This is a genomic window from Streptomyces sp. BF23-19 (assembly GCF_041106355.1).
GTDB classification, from domain to species: domain Bacteria; phylum Actinomycetota; class Actinomycetes; order Streptomycetales; family Streptomycetaceae; genus Streptomyces; species Streptomyces virginiae_A.
Genome location: NZ_JBGBPT010000090.1, coordinates 30,024 through 37,156, shown reverse-complemented (window position 1 = coordinate 37,156; position 7,133 = coordinate 30,024). Strand labels below are relative to the sequence as shown.

Sequence of the window (7,133 nt, the reverse complement as noted above, 5' to 3'; positions counted from 1 at the left end):
CCCCGCACCCCCGGCACATCGCGCCGCTCTGTCAGAGCGTGCCAGAAGGGTGGCCTCGGGGCTGGTTTCTGACGTACCGTCATATCCAGCCGAGCCGCACCTCGGAGCCGTTCCGCAGCCGCCCGCAGCCGCCCCGAAATCCCCGAAGCCGTCCGTCCAGGAGGTTCGCCATGTCCGCCGACCGGCCCGTCGCGCTCGACGAATACCCCATCCACCAGGCGCCCTTGTCGATGAAGCACGTCGTGAGCGGTGACCGCAACGCCTACGACCGGTGCATCTTCCACGTCTTCGACCACGCCGGCCGTGCCGTCCTGATACTCGGCCTCGGCGTCTACCCCAACGCCGGGGTCATCGACGCCTACGCCACCCTCCGCGTCGGCGACGAGCTGCTCGCCGTCCGGGCCTCCGACGCCCTCACCGACGACCGGATGAACCTCTCGGTAGGACCTCTGTCCATCACCGTCGACGTGCCGCTCAAGCAGCTCACACTGCGCTGCGCCGCCGATCCGGCCGACCCGCACGGCCTCTCGTACGACATCACCTGGACCGCGGAGTTCCCGGCCGTCTGGGAGCCGCACCACGTCCAGCGGCGCGGCGACCGCCTCATGCTGGAAGGCCGCCGCTTCGTGCAGGCCGGCCAGGTCACCGGCACCATCCGGGCCAAGGGGGAGGAGTTCACCCTCACGCCGGGGGAGTGGACCGGGACCCGCGACCGGAGCTGGGGCGTGCGGCCGATCCCCGGCGAGGAAGGGGGGCGCGCGGCCGAGGAGTACCGCCCCGAGGGCTTCCATTGGCTGTGGATCCCGGTCCGGTTCGAGGACCGCTTCGTCATGGTCATCGCCCAGGAGGACGCCGACGGCCACCGCACCCTGAACGAGGCCGTGCAGGTCTTCCCCGAAGGCAGCGGCCGCCACGACGTCCAACTCGGCCGGCCGCACACCGAGATCCGCTACCGACCCGGCAGCCGGCACCCCGAGCGGGCCGTGGTCCACCTGACCGACCCCTCCCGCAAGCCCCTCGAACTGGGCGTGGAGATCCTCAACTCCTCCCCCCTCGCCGTCGGCGCCGGCTATCCCCCCGCCGGTGACTGGCAGCACGGCACCTGGCAGGGCCGTGGCTGGAGCGACCGCCGTGTCTACGACCTCTCCGACCCCGCGGCCCATCCGATGGCCGCCTTCGGGGTGACCGACCACTCGGCCCGCTTCACCCTCGACGGGCAGATCGGCCACGGCATCTTCGAGCACGGCAGCTTCGGGCGCCACGACCCGAGCGGTTTCGCCGACTACTCCTCCGTCGCCCCGTAGGACCAGGACCCGTAGGACCAGGACCCGTAGGACCAGGACCCCGTAGGACCAGGACCCGTAGGAAAGGGGCTCAATCATGGCCACCGCACCACGTCCGCGCACCTCCACCCGGGAGCCCGAGGAGCTCGGCCGCCGCCTCGCCGACTGGCTGGACGTCCGGCTCCCCGGCGCGCGGGTCACGAACGTCTCCGTCCCCGGATCCAACGGGATGTCCAGCGAGACCCTGCTCTTCGACATAGAGCACCCCGACACCCCGCTGCGGGCCTGCGCGCTGCGGCTCGCCGCCGATCCGGCCGCCTACACCGTCTTCCCCACGTACGACATGCCGCGCCAGCACCGCGTGATGAGCCTGGTCGCCCAGCACACGGACGTGCCCGTCCCACGCGTGCAGTGGCTGGAGGCGGATCCGGGGCCGCTGGGGGCGCCCTTCTTCGTGATGGCCCGCGCGGAGGGGCGGGTCCCGCCCGATGTCATGCCCTACACCTACGAGGGCAACTGGCTGCACGCCGCCACCGACGCCGAGCGTGCCGCTCTCCAGGAGGGGAGCATCTCGCTGCTGGCTCGGCTGCACGACCAATTCCCGTCCAAGGAGGCCGAGTTCCTCCTTCCCGACGGCGATGGCACACCGCTGCGTCGGCACGTGGACGCCCAACGCGCCTACTACTCCTGGGTGGTGGGCGGGCTCGCCCCGTCCCCGCTCATCGAGCGGGCGTTCGCCCGGCTGGAGGAGCTGTGGCCGCAGGACGAGGGTCCCGCCGTCCTCAACTGGGGCGACGCCCGGATCGGCAACGTCATCTACGACGGGTTCACGCCGGTGGCCGTCCTGGACTGGGAGATGGCGGCGTACGCCCCGCGCGAGGTGGACCTCGGCTGGACCGTCTACCTGCACCGGTTCTTCCAGGACCTCACGGTCGGCTTCGGCCAGCCCGGCCTGCCGGACTTCCTGCGCCGCGAGGACCTGGAGCGCCGCTACGCCGAACTCACCGGCCACACCCCGCGGGACATGGAGTTCCACACCCTCTACGCGGCCCTGCGGCACGGGATCGTGATGCTGCGCATCGCCTACCGGCAGGCCCACTTCGGCGAGGTCGAGGTCCCGGCGGACCCGGACAGCCTGATCCTGCACCATGCCGCCCTGGCCGCCATGGTGCAGGGAACGTACTGGTAGGGGTGCGGAGCGGCCGTCAGGCCGCCTGCGCGTGCTGCTGCCGCGTCTGCGCCTGCGGCCGCGGCAGCACGGGGCTCACCACGCGGACCGGGCGCGAGCCCGGGCCGCCGACGTGCGAGAAGGGCTGCGTCCGCCAGTCCAGGCCCTGGGGCAGGGTCGAGAGGACTACGGCTTCGAGCTCCTGCGCCTCCACCGGCTGGATCGTGCCGACGGTGGGCAGGGCGTCGCTCGCGGGCCGGCCGGTGCCCGCGCACACGGTGAGGCCGAAGGGGTTCCACGGGGTCAGGCAGAGGGCGTGCTGGGGCAGGTACTCCTCGTCCGCGACGAGGGCGATCGACTGGCCGCAGTCGGGGCAGATCGCGTGGTGGATCTCGAATCCCTCGATCTCGTCGAGGTAATCGCCGTCCCCGCCGTCGTCCGGATACGTTCCGTTCCCTGGATCGAGCGGTTCCAGGGGCTCCGGTTCGGTGCGACCGGCGCGCTTGGTGTTCAGCATGGATGTACTCCCCCTTGGGTGGGCCGGGCGGGCAGGTTCTTCGGCCTCGGCCACAGCAACCAATTCCCGTCGAGCGTCACGAGTAACCACAACAGACAGGCCTCCACCTGCATACCCCTGTGGCCTTGGTCACATGCCTGGCGCAGATGCCTCCAGTGGGCGGACAGCGCTGGGCCTGGAGCGCCCTTGGGCCTTAAGTTGAGCGGCTATGAGCGCAATGGAGGAGCTGGACCGCCAGATCGTTGATCTGCTCGTGCGGGACGGGCGGATGAGCTACACGGATCTGGGCAAGGCCACGGGACTGTCCACGTCGGCAGTCCATCAGCGAGTACGACGTCTGGAGCAGCGCGGGGTCATCCGCGGCTATGCGGCCGTGGTCGATCCGGAGGCCGTCGGCCTGCCGCTGACCGCGTTCATCTCGGTCAAGCCCTTCGACCCGAGCGCTCCCGACGACATCGCCGACCGGCTGGCCGGCGTTCCCGAGATCGAGGCCTGCCACAGCGTCGCGGGCGACGAGAACTACATCCTGAAGGTGCGCGTCGCCACCCCCCTGGAGCTGGAAGACCTCCTGGGCCGCCTGCGCGCCCTCGCCCACGTCTCGACGCGCACGACGGTCGTCCTGTCCACCCCCTACGAGGCGCGCCCGCCCCGCGTCTGAACCGAGCCCGAGCGGGGACCCGGTGGTGGGGCCGGGGTGGGCGACGCGGGACACTGGTCGGCATGACTGACCGCACCGCCCACTCCGCCGACGCCGCCGGAGCACCGACCAGGACCGTTCTCCTCCGCGGGGGCGAGGTGCACAGCCCCGCCGACCCCTTCGCCACCGCGATGGTCGTCGAGCGCGGCCGCATCGCCTGGGTCGGTTCCGAGGGCGCCGCAGACGCCTTCGCGCAGGGCGTGGACGAGGTCGTCGACCTCGGCGGCGCGCTCGTCACGCCGGCCTTCACCGACGCCCACGTCCACACCACCTCCGCGGGTCTGGCCCTCACCGGGCTGGACCTCTCCGGGGCGCGCACCCTGTCCGCCGCGCTGGACCTCGTCCGCGCGTACGCCGCGAGCCGTCCGGCCGACCGGGTGCTCCTCGGGCACGGCTGGGACGCCGCCCGCTGGCCCGAGCGCAGGGCCCCGTACCGCGCCGAGCTCGACGAGGCCGCCGGGGGCCGCCCGCTCTACCTCAGCCGTGTCGACGTGCACTCGGCCGTGGTCACCACCGCCCTGCTCGCCCTCGTCCCGAGGGTACGGCCCGACGGCGACCGGCCGCTGGCCGCCGACGACCACCACGCCGTACGGCGGGCCGCGCTGGCCGCCGTCACCCCCGCGCAGCGTGCCGAGGCCCAGCGGGCCGCCCTCGACCGGGCCGCCTCACTCGGGATCGGCTCCGTCCACGAGTGCGGCGGTCCCGAGATCTCCTCCGCCGAGGACTTCACCGGCCTGCTCGCCCTGGCCGCCGAGCGGCCCGGGCCCCGCGTCTTCGGGTACTGGGCCGACCGGGACCTCGCGCTGGCCAAGGAGCTCGGGGCCGTGGGAGCCGCCGGAGACCTGTTCGTCGACGGAGCCCTCGGCTCGCACACCGCCTGCCTGCACGCCCCGTACGCGGACGCCGCGCACACCGGCACCGAGTACCTCGACGTGCACGCCGTCACCGAACACGTGGCCGCCTGCACCGAGGAGGGTCTCCAGGCCGGGTTCCACGCCATCGGGGACGCCGCGATCACCGCCGTCGTCGAGGGCGTCCGGGCGGCCGCCGAGAAGGTCGGCCTGGCCCGCGTCCGCGCCGCCCGGCACCGGGTGGAGCACGCGGAGATGATGACGCCCGCCACCATCGCCGCGTTCGCGGAGCTGGGGCTGACCGCCTCGGTGCAGCCCGCGTTCGACGCGGCCTGGGGCGGCGAGGACGGTATGTACGTCGACCGGCTCGGCGCCGCGCGCGCCCGCACCCTCAACCCCTACGCGGCCATGCTCAAGGCCGGTGTCCCGCTGGCCTTCGGCTCGGACGCGCCGGTCACCCCGCTCGACCCGTGGGGCACCGTCCGGGCGGCGGCCTTCCACCGGACCCCCGAGCACCGGATCTCCGTACGGGCCGCCTTCACGGCCCACACGCGGGGCGGCTGGCGGGCGCTGGGCCGCGACGACGCGGGTGTTCTCGTCCCCGGCGCGCCGGCCGACTACGCGGTCTGGCAGACGGGTGACCTGGTGGTCCAGGCCCCCGACGACCGGGTGGCCCGCTGGTCCACCGATCCCCGTTCGGGCACCCCCGGACTGCCCGACCTGACCCCCGGATCCGACCTGCCGGTGTGCCTCGCCACCGTCGTCGGCGGGCGGGAGGTATTCGTACGCCCACAGGGGTGATCCGGCGGGCCTCGGTTCGGTACGGGCGGTCGGACCCGGATAGGTTCGGCCGGGTCCACCACAGGAAGTCCGTGCCGGACGACTCCGTCTGCGCAGCGCGCCCGCGCCTCGGGGGCGAGGGAAGGTTTCGCCGGGCGGCGGGTGGCCCCCTGTCGGGGTCCGCGGTCCAGTAGACAACGGTCACGGCGGCCCGCAGCCAGCGGGCGTCCGACCGGCCCGAAGGACCGCGGGCCCCGGCCACTGTTCTAAAGTCATCCTCTGCGACCAGACGTACAGGATGTGCAAGAGCACAAAAGGGGACTCAGTGAGCGACGGCGGAAAGCGGACCTACGGACCGCTCGGTACGGCCTTGGTGATCATTCCGACCTACAACGAGGCGGAGAACATCGGGCTGATCGTCGGGCGTGTGCGCGCGGCCGTGCCCGAGGCCCACATCCTCGTCGCGGACGACAACAGCCCGGACGGCACCGGCAAGCTCGCCGACGAGCTGGCGGCCGGTGACGACCACGTCCACGTGCTGCACCGCAAGGGCAAGGAGGGGCTGGGCGCCGCCTACCTGGCGGGCTTCGTCTGGGCCCTGGAGCAGGGCTACGGGGTGATCGTCGAGATGGACGCCGACGGCTCCCACCAGCCCGAGGAGCTGCCCCGCCTGCTGACCGCGCTGGCCGGCGCGGACCTGGTCCTGGGCTCCCGCTGGGTGCCGGGCGGACGGGTGGTGAACTGGCCCAAGAGCCGTGAGTTCATCTCGCGCGGCGGTTCGACGTACTCCCGGCTGATGCTGAACCTCCCGATGCGGGACGTGACCGGCGGCTACCGGGCCTTCCGCCGCGAGACCCTGGAGGGGCTGGGCCTGGACGAGGTGGCCTCGGCGGGCTACTGCTTCCAGGTCGACCTGGCGCGCAGGGCCGTGCAGAAGGGTTTCCGCGTGGTGGAGGTCCCGATCACGTTCGTCGAGCGTGAGTTCGGCGACAGCAAGATGACCAAGGACATCCTGGTCGAGGCGCTGTGGCGGGTCACCCAGTGGGGCCTCAAGGCCCAGGCCTCCAAGCTGTTCGGCAAGGACGGCGGCAAGGACAGTGGCAAGGACGCCGGGGCCTGACCCGACCGGCCGGACACCCCCTAGGGGATGTCCGGTACCTCCGGCTGAGGTCGCTTTTATGCGGGCCCAGGCACACTGGGTGGTATGACGACCGGCATTTCCACGGCCCCCCGGCGGCGCTCGCCCGCCCGTACGTTCCTCCCCCTGGCGATCGCCGCCTGGCTGATCCTGGAGATCTGGCTGCTCACCGTGGTCGCGGACGTGGCCGGCGGGCTTGCCGTGGCCGCGCTGCTCGCGGGTGGCATGATCCTGGGCGCGGTGGTGATCAAGCGGGCCGGTCGGCGTGCCTTCAAGAACCTGGCGAGCACCTTCCAGCAGGCGCAGCAGGGGCAGCAGCCGACGCCGCAGCAGCCCGGCCAGGGCAACGGCCTCACGATGCTGGCGGGCCTGCTGCTGATGCTCCCCGGGCTGATCTCCGACGCGGCCGGCCTGGTCCTGCTGCTGCCGCCCGTCCGGGCCTGGATCGGCCGCCGGGCGACCCGCTCGCTGGAGCGGAAGATGGCCTCGGCCCCCGCCGGTAGCTTCGGCGACGCCTTCCAGCAGGCCCGGATCCACTACCCCGACGGCAAGGTCGTCCAGGGCGAGGTCATCCGCGAGGACCGCCCGGGGCAGCAGGACGGCCCGGATGCCGCCTACCGGCCGCCGCTGACCCCGTAGGGGTGTCTTGCTCCCGAGGCCCGGAGGGCACGGAAAAGCCGAGGGGCCCCGCCACACACT

General features: G+C 72.8%; 7 protein-coding genes. 6 read left to right on the top strand and 1 reads right to left on the bottom strand.

The genetic code is table 11. The features are described 5' to 3' along the window. Positions 1-170 precede the first annotated feature (170 nt). Positions 171-1,304 (top strand): hypothetical protein, encoded by a 1,134-nt coding sequence (locus AB8A24_RS35745; RefSeq protein WP_328964130.1) that lies wholly within the window; start codon positions 171-173, stop codon positions 1,302-1,304. Positions 1,305-1,380: 76 nt separating this feature from the next. Next, entirely contained in the window at positions 1,381-2,472 is a 1,092-nt protein-coding gene (locus tag AB8A24_RS35740; RefSeq protein ID WP_328964131.1) for a phosphotransferase family protein, read from the top strand. A gap of 16 nt (positions 2,473-2,488) precedes the next feature. Here AB8A24_RS35740 and AB8A24_RS35735 read toward each other — a convergent pair whose 3' ends face one another. After that, positions 2,489-2,968 carry a hypothetical protein gene (locus tag AB8A24_RS35735; protein ID WP_328964132.1) on the bottom strand — a complete coding sequence of 160 codons (480 nt, stop codon included), beginning with the start codon at positions 2,966-2,968 and terminating at the stop codon, positions 2,489-2,491. 217 nt (positions 2,969-3,185) lie between these two features. Here AB8A24_RS35735 and AB8A24_RS35730 point away from each other — a divergent pair, with 217 nt between their 5' ends. From AB8A24_RS35730 to fxsA, 4 genes are all read left to right on the top strand, one after another. Continuing rightward, positions 3,186-3,626, top strand: a complete 441-nt coding sequence (locus AB8A24_RS35730; protein WP_030011705.1) for an Lrp/AsnC family transcriptional regulator — start codon at positions 3,186-3,188, stop codon at positions 3,624-3,626. A gap of 62 nt (positions 3,627-3,688) precedes the next feature. Then, positions 3,689-5,317, top strand: coding sequence for an amidohydrolase (locus tag AB8A24_RS35725; protein WP_369478581.1), 1,629 nt, complete (start codon positions 3,689-3,691; stop codon positions 5,315-5,317). Positions 5,318-5,594: 277 nt separating this feature from the next. Next, complete coding sequence (locus AB8A24_RS35720; RefSeq protein WP_369478580.1) at positions 5,595-6,416, top strand: polyprenol monophosphomannose synthase; 822 nt, start codon at positions 5,595-5,597, stop codon at positions 6,414-6,416. Between the two features lie 84 nt (positions 6,417-6,500). Then, a complete protein-coding gene (fxsA, locus tag AB8A24_RS35715) occupies positions 6,501-7,073 on the top strand; it encodes an FxsA family membrane protein (RefSeq protein ID WP_328964135.1) in 573 nt (190 codons plus the stop codon). The last annotated feature ends 60 nt before the right edge of the window (positions 7,074-7,133 follow it).